The organism is Paenibacillus sp. FSL R7-0189, from assembly GCF_037969925.1.
GTDB classification, from domain to species: domain Bacteria; phylum Bacillota; class Bacilli; order Paenibacillales; family Paenibacillaceae; genus Paenibacillus_AQ; species Paenibacillus_AQ odorifer.
In genome coordinates this window covers 3,989,329-4,015,930 of record NZ_CP150223.1, presented here as the reverse complement: position 1 = coordinate 4,015,930, position 26,602 = coordinate 3,989,329, and the positions used below count along the sequence as shown (strand labels likewise).

The following is a 26,602-nucleotide window of genomic DNA, read 5'->3' as shown; positions in this document are numbered from 1 at the left end:
CACTTCTACGCATATGAAGTCACTATCGGACACAGTTGACCTTATTCGCAGTATTATCCCACTTTTGGAACACTAACGGACCCCATAGTCGCTATTGTCATGAAAAACACCTATTATGAACCACTTTCTAAGGAATAGCTGCACTGGAGTCCGAAACTAAGCATAAAAGGCAAAAAAAATGCAAATAACGCCATCTGGGTCCGAAAGCATCAGGAGATTGTTATGAATTGGTGGTCTAGGCAGCAATAACTAAAACAGAGCAGCCCTTCCCCGCTAACGGGAAAATGGCTGCTCTGTTGTCTTTTACTAATATCAATTGCTTAACGGATATCAATTGCTTAACGGACAGCCTGCTGAAGCCCAGACTGACTAACCCCGATCAACTCACCACGGCATTCGTTCACGCCAGCTTCCGTTATCTTCACCTGACAAAGCTCTCCTTGGAGTGAATCTTCTCCATCGAAGAACACCTGCAAATAGTTGTCGCTAAATCCATGCTGGATATTGCGGCCCGGAGCACCTTTGGCGGCTCTTTCCGGAATCACACTAAGCGTCTGGCCTACAAATTTGCGAGCATAAGCTATTTGCATTTCTTCCGAAAGATCAATCAATTCCTGCACGCGTACATTTTTGATTTCTTCGTCGATCTGATTCTCCATCCGCGCTGCTGGAGTGCCCGTCCGTTTGGAGTAAGGGAATACGTGCATCTCGGAGTAATTAATAGCTTTCATGAAGTCGTAGCCGGCACGGAACATTTCATCGGTCTCCCCCGGGAATCCAACGATAACATCCGTAGTAATCCCGACATCCGGCATCGCCTGACGGATCAGCTGCATTTTGGCGTAATATTCTTCTGTCGTATATTTACGGCGCATCGCTTTCAGCACATCATTATGTCCGGCTTGCAGCGGGATATGCAGATGACGGCACATTTTAGAGGAACGGTTCAGCACCTCCAGCAGCTTCTCATCGATCTGGCTAGCTTCGATAGAACTGATACGTACCCGCTCCAGTCCATCCACCTTATCCAGATCCCACAGCAAATCGGCTAGACGGTAATTATCAAGATCATCACCGTAACCGCCGGTATGAATACCCGTGAGAACAAATTCCTTATACCCTGCTTCTACTAATTGATGTGCCTGGGTTACGATACTTTTGGGATCACGGCTGCGGGAAAGTCCACGCGACCATGGAATGATGCAGAATGTGCAGAAGTTGTTGCAGCCATCCTGAATCTTCATAAAAGCACGCGTCCGATCCGCAAAGCCAGGTACATCCATCTCTTCGAATTCACGTGTCTTCATAATATTACGAACAGCGTTGACCGGCTGACGTGAGGCTTCAATGTTTTTCACATGCGTCATGATCTGATCGCGGTCCTGGTTACCAATAACAAGATCGACACCAGGAATATCAAGAATCTCACCAGGAGAAGTCTGCGCATAGCAGCCAGTAACCGCCACGATAGCCTCCGGATTGCGGCGAACGGCACGACGAATCATTTGACGGCTTTTTTTGTCACCTGTATTAGTTACAGTACAAGTATTAATCAGATATACATCGGCGGGTCCCTCGAAATCGACCTGCTCGTAACCTTCATTTTTGAATAGCTGCCAGATGGCTTCGGTGTCATAAAAATTCACTTTACAACCTAAAGTATAAAATGCTACGGATGGCATCTCTTAAGCTCCTCCCATTTCTCCCGATTCATATAAAATACAAGCAGCGGCAACCATACCCGCTGTCTCACAGCGCAGAATACGCCGTCCTAGTCCTACGGAAACCGCACCAGCTTCTTCTGCCTTTTGGCATTCCTCTGGTGTAAAGCCCCCTTCAGGACCTACCACAATCAGTACCTTCCCACCAGCCTGCGGTGAAAGTGAGGATAACCAAGGGGCAACACTGCTGCGAAGCTGCAAGCCTTCTTCTTTTTCATAACAGAAATAAATTGCATCATACTCACTAAAAGTCTGTAGCAGCTGCTTCCAGGATAACGGTGAGCCTACAGCCGGAACGATGTTCCGGTGTGCCTGCTCAGCAGCTTCTTTACAAATTTTACGCCAGCGGTCCAGCCGCTTACTTTCCTTGCGTTCATCGTATTGTACAATCGTGCGCTCCGACAGAAAAGGAATAAAACCAACGGCTCCAATTTCTGTACACTTTTGAATGACAGTTTCCATCTTATCGGCCTTGGGTAAGCTCTGAGCCACTGTGATTTTTATCCGCGGTTCATGCGTCATCTCCAGAGTTTCCAGGATGTTCACTGTCACTTCCCCTATTTCGATCTGAGCAATCTCCACTAACGCTTCACGGGAGACGCCATCGCTGACAATAAGCTTGTCCCCAGCCTTACCGCGCATCACTTTGGCAATATGCCTTGCATCTTCCCCGTCAATTCTAACGTTATCTGCACCAAACTGCTCCGGTGTAACAAAATATCGCTGCATCTCTTCATCATCCTGTTCATGAATTCAGTAAGAAGAAACGGTAAAGACGCCTTAATAAAGACGTCACCCGTTTCTTAGAGAAATATAACTATGGATCAGGCGAAATTTAACTATCCTATTTTTCAACAAATTACATAATACAATGTTTAAGCAGGGTTGACCAGACTTTAGTCCCTACCTTAGCTGCCAAACATTCTTAGGAATAGCTGCACAAATGTTCTCGACATTTCACTAGCCCAGTGGCCAAGAGGATCAATGGTATAGGTTCGTAACCCTGGAATAAACAGAATTAATAAAAAGATAAATACAGCCCATTGCTCAAATTGCTGTAATTTGCCCCGAATGGAGCGAGGAGCAATATCCTCCACAATCCGGTAGCCATCCAGCGGAGGCAATGGAATCAGATTGAACAAGAATAAAAAGAAGTTCCATTGAATAAAGGTGCCAAAGAACAGATACACAGCCTCTAAAACGCGATCATTGGAGATCGACTCTAATACACCGGTTGCCGCAAGCACCCCATATATTAAAGCACCAATAATCCCTAGTAACAGGTTACTGATTGGGCCCGCAGCAGACACAATGACTCCCATCAGACGGGGGCGGCTAAAGTTATCGCGGTTTACAGGAACCGGACGCGCCCACCCGAAACCAGCAACCAGCAGCAGTAAAATACCAAAAAAATCGAAGTGTACAGCAGGGTTAAGCGTCATGCGTCCTAATAATCTAGCCGTAGGGTCACCGAACTTATTTGCGAAATAAGCATGACTGAATTCATGTACTGTAAAAGCAATTAAAATCGTAATGAGCAGAAAAGGAAGCTGATCCAAATCTACACGTATTATACTTTGCAATATATCCATTTTTACCTCTTTCCGGCTGTAAATGCCACCCAATCTTCTTCACGGGATACTTCCATAATCTCAAAGCCGGACTCTTGTAGTGCGTTAGCCACAAGCCCTTCTTTATCCTTGTAAATACCAGAGGTAATATACAAGCCTCCTGGCTGAAGTGCACGATACACATCATCCGTAAACAATACGATGATTTCTGCCAAAATATTCGCAACTACAATCTTCACTGGGAGTGTAACGCCAAGACTATCCTCTGTTACTTGCTCAGCAGGTGTTCCCTCAAGAGTGTGACCCGGTCTAGCGGATGGCCACATTTCTCCAGCAGCCGTGTCAGCCACACCTTCACCGCCTAGCAAGGAGAGCAGGTCGCTTTCTTTTACCGTAATGAACTTCTCAAGTTTGTTCAGTGCTACATTCTCGCGCGCACTTTCAACAGCTACAGGGTCCAAATCTAACGCCAGCACGGATTTCGCACCGAGCAGCATCGCACCTACAGCCAATATTCCTGAACCCGTACCAACATCGATTACTTCTTCGCCGCCGCTAATATTCTTCTCGAGCGCGCGCAGGCACAAAGCAGTTGTAGGGTGAGTCCCTGTACCAAATGCCATACCAGGGTCCAGCTCAATGATTGCTTCATCTGGGCTCTCAGGCGTATATTCCTCCCAAGTTGGTTTAATCGTGAGACGCTCCGATACCCTGAGCGGTTTAAAATATTGCTTCCAAGCATGCGCCCATTCGTCTTCATCTACGGTTTTCCAAGAAATCAGCGATTTGCCCGGATCAATACCATACTCACGCAATTCTGCTACCCGTGGAGTCAGTTCTTCTATAACAGCATCCATATCCGTGGAATCGGCATAATAACCTTTGATTACCGCTTCCCCTTCTGGAATATCATTCAAGGGTTGGTCGTATAATTCACCGTAACGCGTATTCCGCTCTTTACTGAGTGTTCCGGATTCTTCAATAGAAACCCCACCCGCTCCTGCTTCATATAAAAAATTCGAAATCATTTCTTGTGCATCTTCTGTTGTATGTATCGTCACTTCATGCCATAACATCTTTATGTGATCCTCCTAAAGTTTTGTGAGCGTTAGCTTCATTGATTGACTTCGTGCAAAACTTACTTCGAAAGCATAGGCTTAGTTTTGTGAGCGTTAGCTTCATTGATTGACTTCGTGCAAAACTGGCTTCGAAAGCATAGGCTTAGTTTTGTGAGCATTCGCTTCATAGTATAACATTTCTTCTTGGGGTAACGCCAAACTACAGATCAACGCTCTGCCATGCCCGGGCTGCTCCTGCAAAAGCAATCGAGCGAATGATCATCTACCATCCCCGATGCCTGCATAAAAGCATAACATATGGTAGAGCCGACAAACTTCATACCTCGCTTTTTTAATGCTTTACTCATTGCGTCAGACTGAGCCGTCGAAGCGGGGACATCCGCACGTGTCTTCCAATGGTTAATCGCAGGTGCGCCCCCCACAAAGCTCCAGAGATAATCTGCAAAGCTGCCTGTTTCCGCACTAATTTGCAAATATACTTTTGCATTACGAATGATAGAATCAATCTTTAAGCGATTTCTAATAATCCCAGGATCGTTCATCAGCTCAGCAATTTTCGGCTCATCATAATGCACAATCTTTTCCGGATCAAATCCATCAAATACCTCACTGTAATGTGCCCGCTTTTTTAAGACGGTGTACCAGCTTAACCCTGCCTGCATGCCTTCGAGCATAAGTAATTCAAACAGCTTCCGGTCATCATACAGAGGTTTACCCCACTCTTCATCATGGTATGCGATATATAAAGGATCCTCATTAACCCAAGCACAGCGAGTGATTTCCATCCTTTTCTCTCCTTTACACTAATCCTCGCTGAGTCCACTCAGCATCTATTCACTGTAAACGAAAAAAAGGGAAGAACACAAGGTTCCTCCCTAAAAAAGATTTTCTATGGCCGCAGCTGCACTCTTGTTTCTTTATCCGGATCGTCAGTTGTATAGAAGAATATATAAATAGAAGCTTCTGTACCTTTGAAACCCTTGTAAACATCAATGGCCTTATTGTTTCCATCCCCCGTGAAATTAACGGTCAGAGGTTTACCTAAAATACGCTCTTTCCCCAGTCCGATATGGGTCTGGTTAATTCCACCGAAGCGAGCATCTTCACTTTCAGTCTCTACATAAAGATCGGCACCCTGCATATAGTACGTCCATTTTACCGGATATCCGCTAAGCTGCTGGATAAGCGTCTGTTTCTTTTCAGATATATTCGTCAACAGAAGTGGTGTTTTTTCGTCCTTGTTAATTTTATAGCTGCCGTGCTGAGTCACCTTGTATTTAGCAACAAAGGTAATTGGCGTCTCTTCTGTGATTTCAAGGTCAACTGGCCGCTCAAAACGAAGCACTGTTAATTCCGGCTCGCCTTCTGGAGATCTCCAGAAATTGCCCTCCAGCGTCTTGCCTGCTACTTCAAGAGTAGACTTTTGATACGGGAAATTGTTGCCTTTCTCTTTACTTCTAATAGCGATTCGAATTTGAGTAGGCGTCACTACCATTTTCTCCAGCGTGTAATTAGATTCGCCCTCTTCTAGCGGCAGATTCAATGAGGTATTTATGGTCCCGCTCTCCATCTGCTTTTTGCTTAATTGAAGATCAAAAGCTAGGGGCCCCTCAACCTTTTTTTCTTGTTTCATGTACTGCAGCTTGTAATTCACTTCTCCGCTGGAAATATCAGCCGCCTTAAAATATTGCTGGGACGTATATTCCCCTTTTTCTCCCGGTGTACCGAAAGCACCTCCAGCCAGCGAATTTATGAGCGTTCCGTTTTTGTAAGCGACTATATTTGGAAAGGCCCATTCTTTTGTTTCTGGCTGATCAAAAATGATCGCTGAAGAGAATAATATTTTTTCTTGTCCTTGGGTAAAAGGTTTCACCTCTATGCTGCGCATTCCTTCCTGTCCAATAGGAAACTTTTGTGTCTCCTGCGATTGGATATCCAGCGGTAAATCTAACTCCTGTGTGCTAAAGGCTTGCAGATTATCTGCAACTAATTGCACATTCACAGTATCCTTTTTCGGTGTCCAATCACTCTCGAAATATCCGTTGTAATGTTGATTTTTCTCATCCCATAACACATAACTGAACTCACTGGGACCATTTGCCCCATCTGCGCCCTTCAAAGTCATTCCTTTAACATTCCAATTTTCATTTTCCAAGCGTTTTCCTACATCCAAAGTGAATAAGATAACCGTCCGATTCTCATCCACAATCGCTGTATGTAGCTTCAGAGTTACTCCATCCTGCGTCACCGACTGGTTCAGTTGTTGTCCGAGATTTTGGGCCAGCGCTGCTTGAACGCCTCCTCTCCCATGGAGCAAATTATCCCAATCATAATGCACTGCCGCATATACGGGTGCCGCTGCAATAAGTACTGAAAATGAAGCCACCACAGCTATTTTACTCCAGTTTCTCCCTCTGTTCCCGCTACCATTGGCCATACGAAGTTGTAGGGGAGTCATTGTACTGTTTTCTTGCTCTAAACGTCCCCACATGCGTTCAAAATCTGGATAAGGCACGCCTTTATCTTCATTTAAACGATGCTCCAGCATATTTTCTAACTTTTTCAAAAGCTTCGCCCTCCTTTAGTTCAAGTTGAACCCCAGCCTCCTGCAGGATTCTCCTCATTACCGTTAGCCCTTTATGCAGCCTTGATTTGGTCGTTCCAAGTGGAATGGACAGCAGATCCGAAATTTCAGCCAGACTGAAATCATGCATATACCTAAGTGTGAGCACCATCCTAAGTTTGATAGGGACCTGGCTCATATATTGCGCCCACTCGACCTCCGTCTCACGCTGCTCAATCTGCTGCTCCACAGCTGTTTCTGCCGTTTTATTAAAGAAATGAAGGTTGTCCGTAATCTTCTGTTGTAATGTCCGTTTTCGTTTCAAATGATTGAGGCAATGGTTGACCGTTATTTTCATAATCCAAGCCTTGATATGCTCCACGTGCTCACGATTACTGCGAAATACGGTAATAAAGACATCCTGAGTCAAATCCTCTGCATCCGCCGCGTCATGCACCATATAGTAGCAAGTCCGGTATACATCTTTATTGTAGGTTTCAAATAACTCCCGGTTACTCTCCAAATTTTACGCCCTCCTTTCTTGACTGAGATATCTATATGACAACCAATCCTTGGAAAAGGTTCGTTTTTCTGAGCATAAACTATCGCTACTCTTAAAGACATAGAGAAAATCAAACAGGCTTAATAATCTGAATGAAGCAAATGGAGGAAGGACAATGACTCTTTTAACTACTGGTCCGATAGAAAACAATGTTAACTCAGAAAACAACACAAGACTTACACAACAGGTCACGGTCAAAATTGCTAATGGTAGCGGTCAGATTGCTTCCACAGTTCTGATCGAAGGCTACTACATGAATGAAGAAAGAATTCAATATGTATGCGATCTGCTAGATGTGATGCCAGATCAAGTAATAACTAAAAATTATTTTGCGGATTTTGATACTTTCGAATTTTTTTTCACAACTGCTAGTTTGCCAGATCATCCAATTCAACTCTCATTTTGGGGTAAAGACAGTGCAGAAAGATTAGTAGCCCCGCATCGATTAGTTACAGCAGAATTACTTGGGTATGATGGGGCAACTGGCGCGACAGGCGCTACTGGGGTGATGGGGCTAAAGGTGGGACTGGCTCTGATGGGGCGATTGGGGACACGGGATTTACTGGAGTGACGGGAGCTACGGGCGCGACTGGAGTCACTGGCACGACTGGTGCTTCTGGTAACACCGGAGTTAACGGAGTCATCATAAATCATAGATATATGATTCCTACCTTGATTGTTAACAAAATCGGATAATACCAACAATTAAAAGGGTCTATCTCTCGCAAGTAGGAGACCGACCCTTTTTTGCTGATATTCAATCTATCAACATACATACTGCTGCTAGAGAATATCCATAACTTCACGCGCTTGTGTGTCGAGATTTTGTGCAGATGAAGCAATCTTCGAAAAATCCTCCAACGCCACCAGAACCTGCTGCTGACTATCTTCTATATTTTCTTGCACTTGATTTGTACCTATAGAGATCTTTCCAATTTCCAGCGTGATCGCATCCACACTATCCCGTACCTTTATGATCGAATCTTGTACCATGGAAGATAACTTTCTTACTTCTTTTGCCACCACGTCAAAACCTCGGCCATACTCCCCGGCATGCGCTGCCTCAATAGCAGCATTTAGGGCTAATAATTGCGTTTGCGAAGCAATATCACGAATCGTTTGCACGATGCTATGAATCGATACAGCTTGCTTTTCAAGATTAGCTAGAGTATGTGTATTTTCTATCGATACTTCGGCGATTTTGTTGATGCTTCGTAATAATTCTTGACTGCGCTCAATACCTAAATCTGCTCTTTGATTCAAGCTATCTGCCATCTCTTGCATCCGTAGTACAACATTACTCATGTTGCTTTGTCTTTGGGTGATATTAGTTGCTATTTTAGATACTCCGATGACTTGTTCATTGCTTTCATCAAACACTGGCATGTAGGTGGCTTCAAGCCAAACCGCATTTCCTTTCGAATCCATTCGTTCGATCTTATCCTGAAAACTCTTCCCTGTAAAAAGATCCTGCCAAAACCGTTCGTAACCTGGGCTATCTGCGAAATGTGGAAAACAGAACTCTTTATGATGCATTCCGTACATTTCATCTTTTTTATATCCCATGGAATTTGCAAAAACCTCATTCACATAAGCAACTCGGCGATCAAGGTCAAACCGGATAATGGCTAAATTTCTTTCTAAAGATCTAACAACAAGCTCATCAGTAACTCCTTGAGAGTGTACCAGCCCCATTCTAATTCCCCCTGAAAAAATTCATTACTTGATTGGTCGTAGTTAGTATATTCGAACAATTATACATCCTTAATTTGTAGTGTGATATTAGCTATTTTACTTAAAATATTTATAACATCTGCAGACGTTAATATAATTGAAAATAATGATAATTAGGGAAAACTTCCCTAATGATGTGCAAGATTCGAAGGTTGATCTATCTTTTAGGGAAATACTCCCCAAAAACTCATGAAATCAGGCTTTTTCTATCTTTTCGAGCGTTTTTCAGGGAGGTTTTCCCTAATTAATCATTTTCCAACCTCAATCATGCCGAAAATTATATCCAATTCCAACAGAAATGCATCTACAGCTACGTCGACTATGAGACGCCCAAATTCTTCTTAGCGGTAGCCTTACTTATAAGCTAAAAGCTTGCCCTAATTTAGTTCATTTTTCTGATCTCATAACAAAAAAACCCAGCTGCAAATATCAGCTAGGGTTCAACTCTCAATTTCATTTTCAAATTCTATCATTCTCAATCCCGTTACTAATTTCAATTTTCAGATTCCAACCACAAATCAACTTTATTTTACCACTATTTCAGTCGTTCCCTCGTTACGAGCACGCAGCAAAATATGGCAGTTCATCCGAATCAAATGCACTCCAGCCAGGCTGCGGTGCAGTAAGCTACGTCTACCTTCGCTTCATGCAGCAGTTGTCTGCGACCTGTGCGAATATATTCCTTCTCCCATTGTACGTACAGTCAAAAGTATCTTATTAATTGGATTTATAATCTTTTATTTTAATCCCCAAAACCATATCCTTCTGATATGCGTCAGCTTGCTTCAAACCAATAATCCTTGGGTCTGAAGGGTAGTGACGTTCAAGATATAACAAAAATGCGTGATGAAACCTAATTTCAGCATCCAATTTATTCAGTTCGTTCGGATGATTCTCTAGTTCGGTTAATTCTGCTTCCCATCGATACAAATCGCTCGCCTCAGAGCGCTCCATACGAACCTTCTCTGTCAGCTCCCGCAACTCACAATAGGCCCGTTTTACTTTTGGAGAGTACAACTGCTTCTGGTTCAAATAGGTTAATAATGCGATCAATAAGGCTAATCCTGTCCACAAAATAACGTTATCCATCTTCTCCCCCCACATTTAAGCTCCTCGCCCTAATTATACATGCCCAAACGCAAAAATACCCCACAAAGTGAGGTATCCGCCTTAGCTTTTTTGCTGCTATTCTTTCTTCATAATCTCATTCAGCTGACGTTTGTCCGCTTCTTGTGCGCGATCCTGAGCTTCAATATCATCAAGATCGGCTTCCGCCGCCGAGAATTCTACATCCTCCGCTTTAGCTTCATATAACATTTTCAATTTCTCCGTCTTGGAGAAGATTTGTGAGTTCTCTCTATCCATTGTTCGTCTCCTTTCTTCTTACTTAATGAAGTGCCTGATCAGACCATCCCGCCTGCTTCTTCAATTAAGCGCAGAGCCTGATCGTAGGAATCCGTATGCACAATAACCGTAAGCAAAATATCTCTCCCCGTTGGACCTCCGTTACCACCATGACTCATCCCGCTAGAGCTGGTGTCCGCAGCTGCAAGTATGCCTATGTGTGCATGCTCAGCAGTCATGGAGTCCATTCTGGCCACATTGCCTGTCACCGGATTTACCCCTGAGCTAAAGCTGGTACCTCCATATCTACTGAAGCGATCAATAGAAACTTCAATGGCCCGAAGTGCACGAAGCTTGCGCGCGACGCCTTCGGCTTCCTCTGGACTTTTAAAATATGCCAAAATATATCTTTCCGACATCTTATCCCCGCTCTCGCTTGAAATTCAGATATCTGTTGCATTCATTTATATTGTCTTAATTTCACTTGTTTTATGCTCTGATTTTCTTATATTCCACTTATCTACTGGGAATTCGACATTTTCCTCAACGCTTCGCTGCAATATGGTACTAAAGTTGTATATTCGATTTGAAGTTATAGCTGTAGAATAAATTTAATTTTCATAATTTTTTACATTTTATATTGAGGAGGAGAACCACAGACACATTGCAATACAAAAAATTCATTTGGGAGGATGAACTTATTTGAAACGTACCTTTAAACACTCTATTCAAAGATTCGGTATTGGAGCGGCAAGCTTCGGACTGGCTGTGTCTGTTCTTTTTCCATCAGCTGCATTTGCGAACTCATCCCTTGAATCTCCAACCCTGGTTACGGATGTACAGTCTCAAAGTGTAACCCCTCATAACTATGCTGGAGTACTCAAAGGTTCAGCACCAGTTTCAGTAATTGTGGAATTGACTAATAAACCAGTCAGTGTGTATGTAAATGAGGCAAAAACTTATTCTTTACGATCCTCAGTCTCCTCACAACGCAGTAAAATTATCTCAGAGCATAAAAGCTTTATTTCCTCAACACAGAAAATCGATGCCGATATCGGTTTTGAATACAGTGAGATCTTTAACGGGTATTCCATTACGCTGCCAGCCAATCAAGTAAACAAGCTGTTAGAGCTTCCAGGCGTTGCGGCTATCTATCCAAATGAAGAAGTACATGCACTAGCAGACAGTGTTGAAGTGGCGACATTACCTGTTACACGTTCCTATTCAGACAGCGGTAAGCTAATAGGCGCGGACAAACTACATGATTTAGGTTACACAGGCAAAGATATACAGGTAGCTGTTGTCGATACTGGTATTGATAAGAATCACCCTTTGCTAAAAGATAATTATAAAGGCGGCTATGATGTATATGATCAGGATGACGATCCGGCTGAAACAGCCCCTGATGCTAACTTCCCTCCAAGAGCAGGTACTCCTTACGAAACCTCGCATGGTACACACGTTGCCGGGACAATTTTAGATGTGGCACCTGAGGTAGAATTGTATGCGTATCGCGTACTTGGTCCCTATGGATCTGGTTCCACAGCAGATGTAATTGCGGGTATTGAGAAAGCGGTCGATGACGGAGCAGATGTTATTAACCTTTCTCTAGGCTCTAGTGTCAACCAAAGCTATTCCGCGAGTTCAATCGCGATAGACAATACCGTAAAATCGGGCGTGAACGTTATTGTTGCCGCCGGTAACGCTGGACCGGATGCAGGAACACTGGGCGAACCCGCTGGTGCCCAACTCGCGCTTAGTGTTGGAGCTTCTACTACTCCGATAAATACCCCTTTCTTTGATATTGGCGATGTTAAAAAGATTCCCGGGACATTAGCCAGTTACTCCCCAGATTTAATCGATAATATTGCTGGCAGTAAGATCGTTTTCGCTGGTCTTGGGAGTCCTTCCGATTACAAAAATCTGGATGTCAAAGATAAGGTAGTGCTTGTTGATCGGGGTTCGCTGAGCTTCTCAGACAAATCTCTTAATGCCAAAGCTGCTGGTGCGAAGCTTTTGCTGATTGCCAATAATGAGCCTGGTGAAATCAGCCCCACCCTTGGTGCGCCTGGGGATTACATTCCTACCTACGGAATCAGTCAAGCCGATGGCAAAAAAATAAAAACTCAGATGGCTGCGGCTAAAGATATAATCAGTTACTATATAGCGCTTGAAGTAAATCAGTTAGCAAACTTCAGTTCTATGGGTCCGGGGATGCCCGATTATCTAATAAAACCTGATGTTGTAGCGCCCGGAGTCAATATCAACTCGACGATCCCTAGCTGGGATGGGAACTATGACCATGCTTTCGGCTTAAAAAATGGCACTAGCATGGCAACTCCACACGTTGTAGGAGCTGTGGCCTTGTTACTGAGTAAAAACTCTGATCTAAAGCCAAATGAAATTAAAGCCCTGCTGATGAACAATGCTGATCCTATCTTTAACCGTGATGGGAATTCTTACTCCTTGTACCAACAAGGTGCAGGTTTAATTAATCTGGAGAAGTCGATAAACGCTAAATCCATTGCTAAAGTCGGTGAGATCCTTAATAGTGGACTTCCCGGTACTGTTGAAATCCCTTATTACACAGGTTCCTTATCCTTCGGCTTACAGCCAAAGGGTGTTACCGTAACGAAAGCTGTCTATGTAGAGGACTTTAAAGGGAATGGAGAAATATACACCCTTTCCACCAAATGGCTGACAGAAGCTCCTACTGATATTAGTATTGATTTTGCACCACACAGCGTTACCTCAGGGGCAGATCAATATGCACAATTCACACTCAATGTATCTAAAACAGCAAAAGAGGGCGCATATGAAGGCATCCTGTTACTTACCTCTGATACAGAAACCCTTCGTCTGCCATTTAACGTTGTTGTAGGTGACCAATTTAATGTAGCACCTATTAATCAGCTTTCTTTTGAAAGTCCACAAATTTCACCTAATGGGGATGGTCGCTCAGACGACACCACCTTTACCTTTTCTGTCAATGAAGAGCTGGAAGGCATAAGTTTCGTTGCCTCTTCAAAAGATGCTCCTGCAACAGTTTTAGGTGAAGTTTATGCGATCGATGAGAAGATCTATCGTGGTGTATACGAAGTTCCAAATTGGGATGGAACATTAACAGACCTGGAGACCTCCGCCAAGTCTGCTTTAGCAGATGGTCACTACTACATCATTCCTGTGCTTCCCAATGGGCAACTGCTCGAGAAACAAAAGGCCGAATTCACAATTGATACCGAGAAGCCGCTAGTTTCCGGCATCACCATTGAGGAGTATGAACGTGAAGCGCCAACCGATCCTGGCGTGGCACAAATTAGTGGTTTCATTGATGATGACCTAATGGCCTATTATATTTCTAATACAAACCCTATTGGAAACTGGTTTACCGTATATGCCGAAGGCAAACATTATGATGGGAATGCTTATAAATTTGGCGGTGTGATTGCAAATAACGGTGCCTTTACCATTGATGTTCCTGTTAACGAGGGGCTAAATGAGTACAAAGTCCATGTTGTCGATAAAGTAGGCAATGGTGCAGACGACGATGATTACGTTCAGCGGCTGCTTTATAGCACAGGGGACGGTACTTTCACAGTAACTCCGGCTCTTTCTGCATCCACCATTGAAGTAGGACAATCTGTGACCGTTGATTTAGATTATTCCGTGACAGACGAGGTTTATGGCGTCTATGGGGCTTCATTCGATGTCATATACGATGATTCCCTTGAAACACCGGTAATCCAGCCAAGCGTACAGCTGGTTACGTATCAAGAGGAGCATTTCTCTAGTGTTCCACTTACAGAATATTCACAAACGTATGATCTTGGAGACGGCCACAAACTGACACAATATAGTGTCAATCTGTCAGGAGGTGCTTATCACGGCTCTGGCTCACTAGCCCAAATAACCTTCGAACCAGCAACAGCAGGAGATTATTCCTTTGAGCTATATGATGTCCAGATTTGGAATGATGCCACAACATCAACTATCCCATCTGGTTTGAGAACAGTAAGTGTAACTGTAAACACACCTGAAAAACCTACACCTACACCAACGCCGACACCGACACCGACGCCAACGCCAACACCATCAGCAACGCCAGATCCAACAGAAACACCAACACCGACACCAACACCATCGCCTACATCACCTCCATCTTCTGAGTCGTATGTACCTACAGCAACCAGCACTCCCACTCCTGGACCTTCTTCGAAATCCGGGAAGCTAGTAGAGACAGCCGATCCAGCTGGTGGTAAACCTTCAGCGGTGTTTAACATCTTAGATGCTGCATTAACAAATTCGATCCAGAATGCAAAAGATAAGACTTCTGTACTTGATCTTAGCGATGTGAATTTCAATAAGTATAGCCAAGTTGTTATTACGCTTACCCCGGCGCAAGCTGAACAGTTGAAGAAATCGGAGAATGCACTCAGCCTTAACGGTAATGGGTTCAATGTTCTTATTCCAGCAGCAACCCTTCCGGATTTCGTTAGCAGCAGTGGTTTGTTGCTTACGATAAGTCTGGCTGATGCTAGTGATGCGGCAGTGTTATCAGGAAGCTCAGCTGCGATCAATATTGGTTCTTCCATTCTTACCATCAAAAATGGTTGGACAACCGGAAAACCGGTTACCCTTCAGCTTAATCTAAAAGACAGCAGTCTACGTGATGCTCGAAAAACTGCCGCCTATGCAGAAACAAAGGATCATAAATGGTCCTATCTGCAACCTGGATCTTTCTCTAAAGAAGGTATTCTACAGTTTGCAGTTACTGGTGACGGCTCTTTTAGCGTGGCATCCCGTAATGTAAGCTTCAAGGATATCGGCACACACTGGGCTAAAAGCGATATAGAAGTTCTTGCTGCTCATGGCATCATTGCCGGCAAAGGAACCGATGGCAGCTTCAAGCCTGCTGACACCTTAAATCAAGCGGAACTGCTAACGCTCTTCGACCGTCTACTCGGAAAAGGTGACACTTGGAATACTCGTATCAAACAAAGTGGTTCACGCGATGTGCTGACTCGCGAAGAAGCAGCCCTTATCATTGCTGAGGCCCTAGGCGCTGATCTTACAGTAGCTAAGACTCCTTTGAGCTTTAAGGATGCCGACAACATCGCTGCAGAAGCACGTAACGCCGTAGCCTATGCTGTAAGCAAAGGTTATCTCAAGGGCGTTGGTGCGGACAACTTCAATCCACAAGGCACTCTGACTCGTGCACAAGCAGCAACGATTCTGAGCCGCGTGTTCGAGGACCTACGTTCTTAAACAGTATCTAGTTGAACTCTCAAAGAAAGCCCCAGCAGCCATTTGGCTGCTGGGGCTTTCTCGTCTTAATGTCACATCTGCGGTGTATACGAGGCAACTATCGGACACAGTTGCACTTAAATGCTGAATTATGCGACATTTGCCATGCCAACGGACCCCATAGTCACTATTGGCACGTAAAACACCAATCATGGGCGCTTTTCTGAGCAATAGCTGCACTGGAGTCCGAAACTTCGCTCAAAAGGCGATAAATTTGCAAATAGCGTCAGCTGAGTCCGTATGCCTCAAGCGTCTTCTGGGTCCTATCCACGCAGATGATTATTCTCAGCGCTTTCGGACTCAGTTGCACTTAAACACTGGATTATGCGCTATTTGCCATGCCAACGGACCCCATAGTCGCTATTAGCACGAAAAACACCAAATATGAGCACTTTTCTAGGCAATAGCTGCACTGGAGTCCGAAACTTCGCTCAAAAGGCGATAAATTTGCAAATAGCGTCAACTGGGTCCGTATGCCTCCAGCGTCTTCCGGGTCCTATCCACGCAGAAGATTATGCTCGGCACTATCGGACACCGTTGCACTTAAACGCTGATTTATGCGACTTTTGCCATGCCAACGGACCTCATAGTCGCTATTAGCACGAAAAACACCAAATATGAGCACTTTTCTAGGCAATAGCTGCACTGGAATCCGAAACTTCGCTCAAAAGGAGAAAAATATGCAAATAGCGTCAGCTGGGTCCGTATGCCTCCAGCCTCTTCTGGGTCCTATCCACTCAGATGACTCAGCGCTATCGGACTCAGTTGCACTTAAACACTGGATTATGCGCTATTTGCCATGCCAACGGACCCCATAGTCGCTATTAGCACGAAAAACACCAAATATGAGCACTTTTCTAGGCAATAGCTGCACTGGAGTCCGAAACTTCGCTCAAAAGGCGATAAATTTGCAAATAGCGTCTTCCGGGTCCGCAAGCCCACGTAGATAATTCAAAGCATATAGTGTGTTTAAAAAAGCTGGAGACCAGTCGGGTGTTCCAAGGTTAAGGGTTCGCGGTTCGCGGTTCGCGGTTCGCGGTTCGCGGTTGCCGGGCTTGTCGGGGTCACCGGGGTCACCGGGGTTACCGAATTTACCGGGGTTACCAGGTTTACCGAGGTTACGGGATTGGCCGAGTTAGCCAAACACGCAGAATTTCGCAGGTTCAAGCATCACAGCTCCTCCAAAGATTTGCATGAGGTTAGTTAACTGGCCCTGCCCTAATCTCATGCTAAACAAAAACGCAGAGCAGCGATCCCCCAATAACGGGAGGATCGCTGCTCTGCTGTCTTTTTCTATTCATTTACTGAATGAATGAGTTAGGATATCAGTCCCCGCGAAACGCACGTTTCACACGATCAAAGAAGGACTGCTCGTGCTCATGTGTGTTTTCTCCGTTCAGAGAAGCGAACTGGCGTAGCAATTCTTTTTGCTCTTCATTGAGCTTGCTAGGTGTCACAACAATTACCCGTACATGCTGATCACCTTGGCCAGATCCACGCAGACGTGGAACACCTTTACCTTTGAGGCGGAAGAAAGTGCCTGTTTGCGTTCCGGCAGGAATCTTCAGCTTCACTTTTTCGGTTAAGGTTGGAATTTCAATCTCATCACCAAGTGCTGCCTGTGCAAACGTAAGCGGAACCTCGCACATAATATCATCGTTCTCACGCACGAAGAAATCATGCGATTTGACACGGATAACAATATACAAGTCTCCAGCAGGACCGCCGCGTAAGCCGCCTTCGCCTTCGCCAGTCATGCGCAGCTGTGCACCGTCATCAACACCGGCCGGGATACGCACATGGATCTTGCGTTGCTTTTTAACCTTACCCTGTCCGGCGCAAGTCGTACATTTTTCCTTAATAATCTTACCTGTACCACTGCAATGTGAACAAGGACGACGATTACGCATCTGTCCAAGTGGTGTATTCTGTACGAATTCCTGTTGTCCACTACCATGACATACGGAACAAGTCTCTGGTTTAGTGCCCGGTTTAGCCCCGGAGCCGTAGCAGGTATCGCAAGTTTCTGTGCGTGGAATAGTAATATCGGTTTCTTTGCCGAATACCGCTTCCTTGAATTCAATGGTCATGGTATACTGCAAATCCCCACCGCGCTGCGGTGCGTTAGGATCACGGCGTCCGCCGCCTCCAAAGAACATATCAAAGATATCGCCAAGCCCTCCGAAGTCGCCACCACCGCCGCCTCCGAAGCCGCCCATACCTTGGTTAGGGTCAATATGGCCATATTGGTCATATCTAGCTCGCTGTTGTCCATCACTAAGAACATCATAAGCTTCTTTTACTTCCTTAAACTTAGCTTCAGCGTCATCTGCTTTATTCACGTCTGGGTGATATTGGCGCGCCAATTTCCGGTACGCTTTTTTCACCTCATCGTCTGAAGCATCTCTACTAAGGCCAAGCACTTCATAATAATCGCGTTTATCTGCCACTGCTTTCACCTCCGTGCATACATACTCAAATTCCTTATTACCTGTCAAACAAACCATTATACGATAAACCCTCAGGATCTGACCATCCAGATTCAGCGATGTTTATTCTTACAATATCAGAAGGCGCATTCGCAAAGAGTGTGCAATCTGATATTACAAAAGGAAAGTCAAAACACGGGATGACCCGGTTTTGACCTTCCCTTCTTAACTATATAAGAATTTATCAGTTTCCTATTACACTTATCGTATAAGGTTACCCTTGATTCTTATCTTCGTCAACAACCTCATAGTCAGCGTCAACTACATTATCTTTTTTAGGAGCGCCTTCAGCGGCTCCAGCGCCACCTTCAGCACCTTGCTCAGCTTGAGCAGCTTGTTCGTACAGCTTCATGGACAACTGTTGTACAATCTCAGTCAATGCTTCTGTAGCTGCATTGATTTCTTCAAGATTGTCAGTTTCAAGTGCTGCTTTAACTTTATCTTTAGCTTCATTTGCTTTTTCAACATCAGAAGCATCAGCTTTATCGCCAAGGTCTTTAATTACTTTTTCAGTAGAATACACGAGTTGGTCAGCACCGTTCTTCGCTTCCACCAGTTCTTTACGCTTACGGTCTTCCTCAGCGTGAAGCTCGGCATCCTTCATCATTTGTTCTACTTCTGCGTCGCTCAGGCCGCTGGAAGAAGTGATAGTGATTTTTTGGCTCTTGTTCGTGCCTTTATCTGTTGCAGATACATTTACGATACCGTTGGCATCAATATCGAAAGAAACTTCGATTTGTGGCACGCCACGTGGTGCTGGTGGAATCTCGTTCAGCATGAAGCGTCCCAGTGTCTTGTTGCCATTTGCCATTTGACGCTCACCTTGCAGCACGTGAATCTCTACGCTAGGTTGGTTGTCAGCAAAGGTTGAGAATACTTGGGATTTGCTTGTAGGAATCGTAGTATTACGCTCGATCATCTTCGTGAACACGCCACCTGCAGTTTCAATACCCAGGGAAAGCGGAGTTACGTCAAGCAATACAACGTCTTTAACATCACCAGTCAATACACCCGCTTGAACAGCAGCACCAAGAGCTACTACTTCATCCGGATTCACACCTTTGTGTGGTTCTTTGCCAGTAAGCTTTTTGATAGCATCTTGTACAGCTGGGATACGTGTAGAACCACCAACCAGAACGATTCTAGTAAGGTCTGCAGGGGTCATGCCAGCATCAGACAATGCTTGACGAGTTGGTCCCAAAGTACGTTCTACCAGACCAGCAGTCAGTTCATCAAATTTCGCACGAGTCAAGTTGATCTCTAAGTGCTGAGGTACGCCGTCAACCACAGTGATGAACGGAAGCGATACAGTTGTTGTCAGTACGCCTGACAATTCTTTTTTCGCTTTTTCAGCTGCATCTTTCAAACGTTGTACAGCAGATTTATCTTTGCTCAGATCAATGCCTTGCTCTTTTTTGAATTCGGATACCAGGTAATCCATAACCACTTGGTCAAAGTCGTCGCCACCCAGCTTGTTGTCGCCGCTTGTAGCTTTTACTTCGAAGAAGCCATCACCAAGTTCAAGGATGGATACGTCAAAAGTACCGCCACCAAGGTCATAGACTAGAATGGTTTGATCTTCGGATTTCTCCAGACCATATGCCAAAGCTGCTGCTGTTGGCTCGTTCACAATACGCAGAACTTCCAAACCTGCAATTTTACCTGCATCTTTGGTAGCTTGACGTTGGCTGTCATTAAAATAAGCAGGAACAGTGATAACTGCTTGAGTAACAGTTTGGCCAAGATAAGCCTCTGCATCGGATTTCAGCTTTTGCAGAATCATTGCCGAAATTTCTTGTGGGGAGTAGTCTTTACCATCAATGCTTTCTTTATGGTTAGTACCCATGTGACGTTTAACAGAGCTGATCGTACGATCAGGGTTAGTAATCGCTTGGCGTTTAGCCGTTTCACCGACGATACGCTCGCCGTCTTTCTTAAAGCCTACAACCGAAGGGGTTGTACGCGCGCCTTCTGGGTTTGGAATTACTACGGCTTCGCCGCCTTCCATAACGGCAACGCAAGAGTTCGTGGTTCCTAAGTCAATACCGATAACTTTACTCACAATAATTTGCCTCCTCTAAAGTTATATGGAGCCTAAGCTCAATAAATTTATAAAAATATCAAAAAAATTCGATTGATAATAAACTATCCGGGCAACAGCCTGCAATCGGATAAATAGTAGGCAAAAGCACTGCTGCTTTATGGCGAGCAGAAACTGCCCGTCCTATATAGACAGACTACATGCTGACTTTGACCATGGCCGGACGAAGAACTCTATCTTTCAGAAGATATCCCTTTTGAACCTCTTCTGTAACGATACCCTCTTCGTACTCCTCGCTCTCAACCTGCATAATAGCCTGATGGTATTCAGGATTAAAAGGCTGTCCTACTGTTTCCATAGCTGTAAGCCCCTCAGCCTTCAATACCCCATCCAGCTGACGGAAAATCATATTAACGCCCTTCGCGAAAGCTTCGGATTCAGGATTAGCTGGAGTAGTGACTAACGCACGCTCGAAATTGTCCAGCACGGAAAGCAATTCCGTCAGGAGCTTGGAGGTAGCATATTGAGCCAACTCTTCTTTTTCCTTCTGGGTACGACGACGGAAGTTATCAAAATCAGCTTGTGCACGCAGTGCACGACCTTGATATTCATCAGCAAGATCCTGTAGGCGTTTCACCTCAGCACCTGTATCTGAAGCACCTTCACTAACGTTTTCAGCTGTAAATGAGTCGGCATCTGAGACTACTTCAGCCACAGGCTCCTCATTGATCAATTCCTCTTTGAATTCATTAGAATCTTGAACTTGTTCCTTTTTCAAGTTGTCTTCACCTCCTTAAAATCATTCACGAAAATCATGTTGACTCTGTTCACTTATACCAGTGCGCCAGCATCGCTGTCAAATCTCGGGATAAAATGCCCAAGATCCCCATCACTCTTGCATATTCCATACGGGTCGGCCCAAGGATCCCAATGCTTCCTAGTGCCTGCCCATCAAGTGAATAAGTGGCGGTGATCAGACTACAGTTAGCGAACGCTTCGTGATTGTTTTCTGTTCCTATTCGTACTTGAATACCTGTGCCACCCACTGTAGGGGCCAGCATTTTGAGCAGTGTCGGTGTCTCTTCCAGCAGATCAAGAATACTCTTCACCTTGTCTACGTCTTTGAACTCAGGCTGTGTCAGCATATTCGTTGCTCCGCTGAGATAGATGCGCTGCTCTTGATCGCTTTCCAGCGCGGTGTCCAGCACCTGCATTAATTCTTCATAATGTGAGATGTGACGCTGCATTTCTTCGCCAAGCTCGGAATAGAGCCGGGTCTTCAGCTTATAGAGTGGTACATTGACCAGTTTACTATTCAGTAGGTTAACCACTTTCTCCATCTCGGAAACAGAAATCTCCGGCGGAATGTTCACCGTACGATTCTCAACTTGCCCCGTACTTGTGACGATAATGGCCACAGCGGTTGTATCATCTAATGGTAACAACTGAAAATGACGCAATGAAGTATGAAAAACCTCCGGTCCCAGCAGGATGGAAGTATAATTCGTCATATTGGAAAGAATCATCGCCGCATGTTGGATTACCTGCTCCATTGCATTTAGCTTCTCGGCAAAAAAAGCGCGGATCGTGCCCATTTCTGCCGTTTCGGCGGAATTCCACGGTACCAAATGATCCACATAATATCGGTATCCTTTATGGGAAGGAATTCTTCCCGCCGATGTATGAGGCTGCTCGAGATAACCTAAATCCTCTAGGTCAGCCATTTCATTTCGAATCGTAGCCGGACTGTATCCTACATCTCCCCGTTTAGAAATGCTGCGAGATCCTACTGGCTCTGCCGATGAAATATAATCATCCACAATTGCATTTAGTATCATTCTCTGGCGATCAGTTAACATGTTATTCCCTCCTATCGGCTGTGGCTCCGATTCGTTAGCACTCGACTCAGATGAGTGCTAACCACTAATACAAAAATACCAAACTGACATTGACATTGTCAAGTCAGTTCAGTATCTTAAGTACTGCTATTTCATCGCAGGCATGCTGCTTTTTACAATTCACGCAATCTGTCCATACTTTTTCAGGGAAAATCTCTTTCTGGACGACTTCAAATCCATTTCTAAGAAAAAAATCAACAGCATAGGTTAGTGCCATAACCTTTGGGATTTTCTGGTTCCTAGCTTCCTCGACCAACTTCGCCAATATCATGGAGCCTACGCCTTTACCCTTACCTTCATCATTCAATCCAATTGAACGAATCTCTACGAGATCATTCCCGAGCTTGAAAAGTGAACCACAGCCTACGAATCTGCCTTCGATTTCGGCAACTACGAATTGATCGATCTGGCGTGTCAGCGCCTGCCGGGAACGGGGCAACATGATGCCGCGCTGGGCATACTCTTCTATCATTAGATACAATGGCTCAACGTCTTCTACCACAGCATTTCTACAAATCACCTGTGCGTCTCCCGCTGGAGACGAATGGCGAATCATTTCCGTCTTGGCAAGCACTTTGGTTCACCCCTCTGTTGATAATATGAATAAATATACAACAGAGTGAATTACAATTCAAGGGGTATTTTAAAATTAAACTTCTGTCAGGGCGCCTACAAATTCAGCAAAAACATCGTTCCCAAACAAGATTCCTTGCTTGCTGAGTCGGTAAACCCCTGCTTCTTGTTCCAACAGCCCTGCATGCAGCATTTTATGCAAGGATTTCTCGAATACTTCCTCTATTGAACGCCCGAATTGCGCCTGAAAAGCTTCATTAGAGACGCCCTCATGCATACGCAAGCCGACCATCATAAAGTCTTCCATCGCTTCTGCTTCTGAGATTGGGTATGCATCCAGTCGTGGCAGCCCTTTACGTGTGGCTTCTACATATGGATTTACGCCCTTAACATTAATATGCCGCTGACGTCCCACATATCCATGCGCTCCTGCTCCTAGACCATAATAATCTTCATTACGCCAGTAGGTGATATTATGGCGGCTCTCCATTCCTGGTTTCGCGAAGTTACTGATCTCGTATTGATTGTAACCCGCTTCCTTCATAGAGGACATCAACAGGAGGTACATTTGCAATTCATCTTCTTCATTAGGAAGAGGAAGCTTGTTCTTATTAAACAGCGTGTGAAAAAGAGTATTCTCCTCCACCTTCAAGCTGTAAATAGAATAGTGGGGTAGATCCAGCTCCAACGCCTTGCGGATACTTTCGCCCAACATCTCAACAGTTTGATTAGGCAACCCAAACATCAGGTCAACCGAAAGATTATTTAGTCCAACTGCACGTGCATTCTCTAGGCTCCGGTATACATCATCTACATTATGAATCCGGCCGATGCCTGTGAGCAGCTCGTTCTGAAATGCTTGAACACCAAAGCTCACCCGGTTCACGCCGCCTTCTTTCATAACCGTCAGCTTGTCCAGATCCGTTGTTCCAGGGTTAGCTTCCATAGAGAACTCAATATCTTTATCCCAGTTGGGGAAATGCGTGCGAACAGACTTTAAGAAATAAGCCATTTCATCAGGTTTTAAAACAGTGGGTGTGCCTCCGCCGACGAAGATCGTTTTGATAACACCCGGAGGGGTGTTCTTGACGGTCTGCTCCATCTCTCGATCCAAAGCTTCGAGATAATCCATAACTGGCTGATCCTTGAGTACATAGGAATTGAAATCACAATAAAAGCACTTATTGGTACAAAAAGGGATATGAATGTATACAGCCTCAGGGGGACGGCCATTAGTCTTCGTTGTCATTAGCTGTCTCCTTTATATAAAAATATCGTTTGAATAGTGTAATCTAAAAAACAAGAAAAGGGAAGCCTGACGGCTTCCCTCCGAGGGCGTTCATTTATAAATGAACTCTATTTTATAATATAAGAAAGTATAAGTTTTACGTTATCCTATATATTTTGTATTTCCGCAGAAACGGATACCGTCCCTATAAGGACGGCAAAGCCGTTGCTTCTTGATAAATCCGCATTTCCACAAGTTCGGCATGTACTCCACCGTTAGTTTCATGAATAACGATCCGGACAGCATCTGTAAGGACAGGCTTCTCTAATCGATGAACATTCTTCCGGCGATGGTTATCTTTGACACGGAGCATGACTTGCCACGTGCCATCAATGAGCAGCTCTACATCATAGTTCTTTACCAGTTCAGGAATCACTAGAAATGGCGTTTCATGGTGATGTAAGTTGATGAGATCTTCATTGACATCATCATTAAAGGTGAAATGGATTTCGGAGACTGGAGCAGCATCCGGGAGACGCGCCTCTACCCACTCCGATCTACCCGCGGTCATCGGCTCAGAAACCCAGCTATGTGGTCCCGCGAAAGGTCGAACATACCCATCAATGACTTTAGATGCAGCATATGCCGATGTTTCTACTGCAAAGCAGAAATGCCTGCGTACAAGTTGTTTCATGCTCCACTCTATCACCGGCTGATCTGGCTGATGATCCTCCAGCGCTGAATCAACAACGGATTTAGCACCTCGCTCAAATGTAATGACACCAGTGATTGGGGTTTCTGAAATATGCAATTGAAGGTGTTCATTAGCTCGAATAATAGCGAAGATATTACATTCACCGATAAGACTACATTTCTCCTCTTGTATCGGTACTTCAATCCATTGCTGCTCTCCAGCCTGTACTGTTATAACATCAACCTGTTTGCACTCCGCCGGCACGTAATTTTCCGCGCGTCCAGTCGTCCAGATCTCCACGGTCAGCTGCGTCTGAATACTTGCTGACACAAGCAGCCTTAACCCACGGATACTTCCTTCAACCGGAAACAAAATCCCTACATCATGAGAAAGCTCATAAGCTTCGGCTGGACGATCCAACAGGATACCATTCAACGTGCTGGATGCATGAATCTCGCTTTTTCTGGCGAGATCCAGTGGATCTTCGTTACGTAATCCAATAATCGAAGCATCTTGCTTTAACATCACCTGTTGCAATTCATGCATATGATGCTCGCGAATTTCACGTGGGGTCACACCTTTGATGACGGATAAAGCTGCACCTGCTCCAGCTGCTTCACCCATGATCGCACAGGTTGCCATAACGCGTGTTGTTCCAAAAGCCACATGAGATGCACTGATATTACGACCCGCGAAGAATAGATTCCGCACATTCTTCGAATATAGCGAACCAAATGGAATATGGTAGATCCCGTCCGCATGCAGATGCTTGGAGCCACTCTCTTGTGCGTACATCCCTTGCGGTGGATGTAGATCAATCGACCAGCCACCAAATCCAATACGGTCTGCAAATTCACGCTGCGCGAGAATATCATTTTGCGTTAGAATCGTATCACCAATAAATCGTCTGTATTCACGTTTACCCGGAATCGAGCCAACCCACTCAAGCGTCATATTCTCGGCATCAAAATGGCCTGAGTTTTTGATATAATCCCAAATCCCATAAATAACAGAGGATAGTTCATCACGTATACGTTCATTCTCATCCACCGTATCAAGCTCGCCGCCCCACTCAATCCACCAGTAGTGACAGCCTGAATCCCCACTCCGAATGACCCGGCGGATCGGGATAGACGTTGTTGTAATATCCTTCGCGAATGAGGGTGCAACATAACGTACCGGTTTTCCAGTATCCTGTGTATAGAATAATAATGTACTGCCTAATGTAATATTATCAGGCACTTCTGGTGCCCATTCCTCATTAAATTCATGACGGGCTTCACGTCCTAATCGGAAATCCGCTCCTGCTAGGAAGCCCACTAAACCATCACCCGTACAATCGATGAAAGCATCGCTCTCGAACGTGATTAAACGCTCAGATCCCATCATCCAGCCGGTCACACTCTGAATCGTACGTTCCTCTGCCTCACCTTCCGCTTCCACTTCACGTACATCGGTATTTAGGAACAAGCTGATATTCGATTCTGCCTTCACCGCTTCGAGCAAGGTTAGATCCCATAGATATGGATTCCCTTCCGGGTTCCGGTATTGATTCTCGATGAACAGCTCACCCATAATGCCTGTCTCACGTGCATAGCGATTTACACCATGTCCTGTTGCACCACATACCCATACCCGAACCTCTGAACTCGAGTTACCACCAAGTACAGGACGATTCTGTACCAGTGCTACCTTTAACCCAAGACGGGCTGCAGCAATCGCCGCGTTCATCCCTGCAAGTCCACCCCCGACCACTGTCACATCGGATTTAACCGTTTCTGTTCTCATGTCAGTATCCCTC

The 26,602-nt window shown here is 44.9% G+C and carries 21 protein-coding genes; 3 read left to right on the top strand and 18 right to left on the bottom strand.

Translation table 11 applies throughout. From position 1 onward, the window contains the following. Positions 1-338 precede the first annotated feature (338 nt). The 7 genes from mtaB to MKY63_RS17385 all read right to left on the bottom strand — a co-directional run bounded on the left by mtaB (position 339) and on the right by MKY63_RS17385 (position 7,457). A complete protein-coding gene (mtaB, locus tag MKY63_RS17415) occupies positions 339-1,682 on the bottom strand; it encodes a tRNA (N(6)-L-threonylcarbamoyladenosine(37)-C(2))-methylthiotransferase MtaB (RefSeq protein WP_339809418.1) in 1,344 nt (447 codons plus the stop codon). Between the two features lie 3 nt (positions 1,683-1,685). Further along, on the bottom strand, positions 1,686-2,450 hold the full coding sequence (locus MKY63_RS17410; protein WP_076098522.1) for an RsmE family RNA methyltransferase: 765 nt from the start codon (positions 2,448-2,450) through the stop codon (positions 1,686-1,688). 179 nt (positions 2,451-2,629) lie between these two features. Then, complete coding sequence (locus MKY63_RS17405) at positions 2,630-3,313, bottom strand: site-2 protease family protein (protein WP_036683904.1); 684 nt, start codon at positions 3,311-3,313, stop codon at positions 2,630-2,632. 2 nt (positions 3,314-3,315) lie between these two features. Next, a complete protein-coding gene (prmA, locus tag MKY63_RS17400; RefSeq protein ID WP_036683907.1) occupies positions 3,316-4,368 on the bottom strand; it encodes a 50S ribosomal protein L11 methyltransferase in 1,053 nt (350 codons plus the stop codon). A 209-nt stretch (positions 4,369-4,577) separates the two neighbouring features. After that, entirely contained in the window at positions 4,578-5,156 is a 579-nt protein-coding gene (locus MKY63_RS17395; RefSeq protein WP_339809417.1) for a DNA-3-methyladenine glycosylase I, read from the bottom strand. 104 nt (positions 5,157-5,260) lie between these two features. After that, the gene (locus MKY63_RS17390) at positions 5,261-6,937 is read right to left on the bottom strand and encodes a DUF4179 domain-containing protein (protein WP_339809416.1); all 1,677 of its coding nucleotides are present in this window, start codon (positions 6,935-6,937) and stop codon (positions 5,261-5,263) included. Next, a complete protein-coding gene (locus MKY63_RS17385; RefSeq protein ID WP_076128962.1) occupies positions 6,897-7,457 on the bottom strand; it encodes an RNA polymerase sigma factor in 561 nt (186 codons plus the stop codon). Before MKY63_RS17385 ends, MKY63_RS17390 begins: the two co-directional genes overlap by 41 nt. A gap of 154 nt (positions 7,458-7,611) precedes the next feature. Between MKY63_RS17385 and MKY63_RS17380 the strand changes: the two genes are divergently transcribed. Both MKY63_RS17380 and MKY63_RS17375 read left to right on the top strand, forming a co-directional pair. Continuing rightward, positions 7,612-8,067 carry a hypothetical protein gene (locus MKY63_RS17380; protein WP_339809415.1) on the top strand — a complete coding sequence of 152 codons (456 nt, stop codon included), beginning with the start codon at positions 7,612-7,614 and terminating at the stop codon, positions 8,065-8,067. After that, the gene (locus MKY63_RS17375) at positions 8,064-8,192 is read left to right on the top strand and encodes a hypothetical protein (RefSeq protein ID WP_268748658.1); all 129 of its coding nucleotides are present in this window, start codon (positions 8,064-8,066) and stop codon (positions 8,190-8,192) included. The genes MKY63_RS17380 and MKY63_RS17375 overlap by 4 nt, the downstream gene beginning before the upstream one ends. A gap of 87 nt (positions 8,193-8,279) precedes the next feature. Here the strand turns inward: MKY63_RS17375 and MKY63_RS17370 are convergent, their stop codons facing one another. From MKY63_RS17370 to MKY63_RS17355, 4 genes are all read right to left on the bottom strand, one after another. Next, positions 8,280-9,191, bottom strand: a complete 912-nt coding sequence (locus tag MKY63_RS17370) for a methyl-accepting chemotaxis protein (RefSeq protein ID WP_036683918.1) — start codon at positions 9,189-9,191, stop codon at positions 8,280-8,282. A gap of 756 nt (positions 9,192-9,947) precedes the next feature. Beyond that, positions 9,948-10,319 (bottom strand): hypothetical protein, encoded by a 372-nt coding sequence (locus tag MKY63_RS17365; RefSeq protein WP_076272672.1) that lies wholly within the window; start codon positions 10,317-10,319, stop codon positions 9,948-9,950. A 96-nt stretch (positions 10,320-10,415) separates the two neighbouring features. Continuing rightward, positions 10,416-10,595 (bottom strand): YfhD family protein, encoded by a 180-nt coding sequence (locus MKY63_RS17360; RefSeq protein ID WP_036683923.1) that lies wholly within the window; start codon positions 10,593-10,595, stop codon positions 10,416-10,418. A gap of 38 nt (positions 10,596-10,633) precedes the next feature. Continuing rightward, positions 10,634-10,993: a hypothetical protein gene (locus tag MKY63_RS17355; protein WP_339809412.1), complete on the bottom strand. Its 360-nt coding sequence runs from the start codon at positions 10,991-10,993 to the stop codon at positions 10,634-10,636. A 283-nt stretch (positions 10,994-11,276) separates the two neighbouring features. On the opposite strand from MKY63_RS17355, the gene MKY63_RS17350 reads away from it, so the two are divergent. After that, the gene (locus MKY63_RS17350) at positions 11,277-15,839 is read left to right on the top strand and encodes a S8 family serine peptidase (RefSeq protein ID WP_339809410.1); all 4,563 of its coding nucleotides are present in this window, start codon (positions 11,277-11,279) and stop codon (positions 15,837-15,839) included. Between the two features lie 1,364 nt (positions 15,840-17,203). Here the strand turns inward: MKY63_RS17350 and dnaJ are convergent. From dnaJ to MKY63_RS17315, 7 genes are all read right to left on the bottom strand, one after another. Beyond that, the gene (gene dnaJ, locus MKY63_RS17345) at positions 17,204-18,328 is read right to left on the bottom strand and encodes a molecular chaperone DnaJ (protein WP_036677487.1); all 1,125 of its coding nucleotides are present in this window, start codon (positions 18,326-18,328) and stop codon (positions 17,204-17,206) included. 253 nt (positions 18,329-18,581) lie between these two features. Continuing rightward, the gene (gene dnaK, locus MKY63_RS17340) at positions 18,582-20,429 is read right to left on the bottom strand and encodes a molecular chaperone DnaK (protein ID WP_036677488.1); all 1,848 of its coding nucleotides are present in this window, start codon (positions 20,427-20,429) and stop codon (positions 18,582-18,584) included. 175 nt (positions 20,430-20,604) lie between these two features. Then, entirely contained in the window at positions 20,605-21,186 is a 582-nt protein-coding gene (gene grpE / locus MKY63_RS17335; protein ID WP_036677491.1) for a nucleotide exchange factor GrpE, read from the bottom strand. A 49-nt stretch (positions 21,187-21,235) separates the two neighbouring features. Further along, positions 21,236-22,267: a heat-inducible transcriptional repressor HrcA gene (hrcA, locus tag MKY63_RS17330; protein ID WP_036677493.1), complete on the bottom strand. Its 1,032-nt coding sequence runs from the start codon at positions 22,265-22,267 to the stop codon at positions 21,236-21,238. Positions 22,268-22,370: 103 nt separating this feature from the next. Continuing rightward, complete coding sequence (locus MKY63_RS17325) at positions 22,371-22,862, bottom strand: N-acetyltransferase (RefSeq protein ID WP_051490987.1); 492 nt, start codon at positions 22,860-22,862, stop codon at positions 22,371-22,373. A gap of 93 nt (positions 22,863-22,955) precedes the next feature. Continuing rightward, positions 22,956-24,128 (bottom strand): radical SAM family heme chaperone HemW, encoded by a 1,173-nt coding sequence (gene hemW / locus MKY63_RS17320; protein WP_076105910.1) that lies wholly within the window; start codon positions 24,126-24,128, stop codon positions 22,956-22,958. 184 nt (positions 24,129-24,312) lie between these two features. Beyond that, on the bottom strand, positions 24,313-26,589 hold the full coding sequence (locus tag MKY63_RS17315) for an FAD-dependent oxidoreductase (RefSeq protein ID WP_339809407.1): 2,277 nt from the start codon (positions 26,587-26,589) through the stop codon (positions 24,313-24,315). Between the last annotated feature and the right edge of the window lie 13 nt (positions 26,590-26,602).

Bases quoted from the DNA above. Each gene is read 5' to 3' on its own strand.
- MKY63_RS17315 (WP_339809407.1), bottom strand. From the start codon at position 26,589: ATGAGAACAGAAACGGTTAAATCCGATGTGACAGTGGTCGGGGGTGGA.
- hemW (WP_076105910.1), bottom strand. From the start codon at position 24,128: ATGACAACGAAGACTAATGGCCGTCCCCCTGAGGCTGTATACATTCAT.
- MKY63_RS17405 (WP_036683904.1), bottom strand. From the start codon at position 3,313: ATGGATATATTGCAAAGTATAATACGTGTAGATTTGGATCAGCTTCCT.
- MKY63_RS17360 (WP_036683923.1), bottom strand. From the start codon at position 10,595: ATGGATAGAGAGAACTCACAAATCTTCTCCAAGACGGAGAAATTGAAA.
- MKY63_RS17325 (WP_051490987.1), bottom strand. From the start codon at position 22,862: ATGATTCGCCATTCGTCTCCAGCGGGAGACGCACAGGTGATTTGTAGA.
- MKY63_RS17370 (WP_036683918.1), bottom strand. From the start codon at position 9,191: ATGGGGCTGGTACACTCTCAAGGAGTTACTGATGAGCTTGTTGTTAGA.
- MKY63_RS17395 (WP_339809417.1), bottom strand. From the start codon at position 5,156: ATGGAAATCACTCGCTGTGCTTGGGTTAATGAGGATCCTTTATATATC.
- prmA (WP_036683907.1), bottom strand. From the start codon at position 4,368: ATGTTATGGCATGAAGTGACGATACATACAACAGAAGATGCACAAGAA.
- MKY63_RS17355 (WP_339809412.1), bottom strand. From the start codon at position 10,993: ATGTCGGAAAGATATATTTTGGCATATTTTAAAAGTCCAGAGGAAGCC.
- hrcA (WP_036677493.1), bottom strand. From the start codon at position 22,267: ATGTTAACTGATCGCCAGAGAATGATACTAAATGCAATTGTGGATGAT.
- MKY63_RS17410 (WP_076098522.1), bottom strand. From the start codon at position 2,450: ATGCAGCGATATTTTGTTACACCGGAGCAGTTTGGTGCAGATAACGTT.
- MKY63_RS17380 (WP_339809415.1), top strand. From the start codon at position 7,612: ATGACTCTTTTAACTACTGGTCCGATAGAAAACAATGTTAACTCAGAA.
- MKY63_RS17365 (WP_076272672.1), bottom strand. From the start codon at position 10,319: ATGGATAACGTTATTTTGTGGACAGGATTAGCCTTATTGATCGCATTA.
- mtaB (WP_339809418.1), bottom strand. From the start codon at position 1,682: ATGCCATCCGTAGCATTTTATACTTTAGGTTGTAAAGTGAATTTTTAT.